The sequence below is a fragment of the Scytonema sp. PCC 10023 genome, assembly GCF_963920835.1.
In the GTDB taxonomy this organism is placed as follows: domain Bacteria; phylum Cyanobacteriota; class Cyanobacteriia; order Cyanobacteriales; family Nostocaceae; genus Kalymmatonema.
Genome location: NZ_CAWUDP010000305.1, coordinates 1 through 1,297, shown reverse-complemented (window position 1 = coordinate 1,297; position 1,297 = coordinate 1). Strand labels below are relative to the sequence as shown.

2 protein-coding genes are annotated in these 1,297 nt (G+C 41.5%); both read left to right on the top strand.

The genetic code is table 11. The features are described 5' to 3' along the window. The first annotated feature begins 173 nt into the window (after positions 1-173). Positions 174-386, top strand: coding sequence for a hypothetical protein (locus ACM0OZ_RS48885; RefSeq protein WP_414590166.1), 213 nt, complete (start codon positions 174-176; stop codon positions 384-386). A gap of 5 nt (positions 387-391) precedes the next feature. Next, positions 392-1,141 carry a TniQ family protein gene (locus ACM0OZ_RS48880; protein ID WP_414590165.1) on the top strand — a complete coding sequence of 250 codons (750 nt, stop codon included), beginning with the start codon at positions 392-394 and terminating at the stop codon, positions 1,139-1,141. Positions 1,142-1,297: the final 156 nt, after the last annotated feature.

The following is a 1,297-nucleotide window of genomic DNA, read 5'->3' as shown; positions in this document are numbered from 1 at the left end:
AGGCTTTAATCTCGTTGCTCAATCTACGGCGACGGAATGTGTTTCTTAAGAGTTAGAACATAATAATGATGCTTATCCTTCAGGTACCCACACTGCTACAACTCAAAAAAAATTCCGTCGTGACAAAGTAGGTAATACTAAACCTCAACGTCGTCCAGTTGGAGGAGGTGAAAATGCCAGTTGAATATTTGAGTGAAGAAGGCATCTATGCTGAGGGCAGGAGGCAGAAGGCAGAAGGGAATTCTGATTCCTGCCCTCTGCCTTTCTTGCTAACTATGAATCTTGGGATTTTGACACAAATGAACTTCCTCCCCGTAGTCCTCTTTACTCTCTTCTTCCTATCGGTATTGGTACACCCGCAGTTGAAAGTTTTACCAGTTACCTGACTCGCTTGGCGGCTGCTCATGGTGTTTCTGTTACTACTTTGATTCGCTATAAAATTGCACCATTGTTTATCGAAAGCAGTCAACCAACAGATTTACTATCCGCCTATAGTATCAGAATACTTATGGATGCTTCGCTCAAAAAACCTACAATGCTCTTGATTCAAACTGCTGGATTTTGGTTAGACCTAACTCAAAATGCTTCTAAGCTTGTCTGTGCTGTTAAAACATTGACTGGTAGGCAAGATATTCAATATACGTCACTACTGTCAATGCAGAGGTGGCGGCTAAAGTTTAATAATATTTTCCATTTCTCACAACGCTGGTGTCCTGACTGCTATTCTGACTGGCTTGAGTGCGGAAAGCCTATCTACCAACCTTTGTTATGGGCTTTGGAACCTGTAACTGTTTGCCCCCATCACCAACGTTACCTACAGTTGCGATGCAAAGATTGCAATAGTTTACAGCCATTTCTCATTTTGGACAAAACTCAAGCTGGTTGTTGTTGTATGTGTGGTGCATGGCTTGGACAAATTTTAGAGGAGGAGGCTAATTTCAAGTTGCTCTCCGTTGATTGGGACAACTGGGTTGCTCAAGTTCTGGGAAAACTCCTAGCTGCGACCGATGTACTTATTACAAATCCGACTAGAAAGGAAACTCGGTCTCTTGAGTGTCCAACATTTAATAGTCTAAATTGGTTTTTAAGGCAGTGTTATCAGATCGGAATCAATCCTGTTGAATGTTTGAGTAATTTTTAAATTAAACTTGGGTGTATTTGAGTTCAACGTGCTCCCACCTGAAGTCAGATCGCAACATCCGTAGCGCTATACTTTTCTCCTTCGTCTTTGTAAGTATAAGGCTAGTAGTCCTTAATCGTCAATAACCGGATATAAGCGTTTAAGTTTGATTCTTGC

Bases quoted from the DNA above. Each gene is read 5' to 3' on its own strand.
- ACM0OZ_RS48885 (WP_414590166.1), top strand. From the start codon at position 174: ATGCCAGTTGAATATTTGAGTGAAGAAGGCATCTATGCTGAGGGCAGG.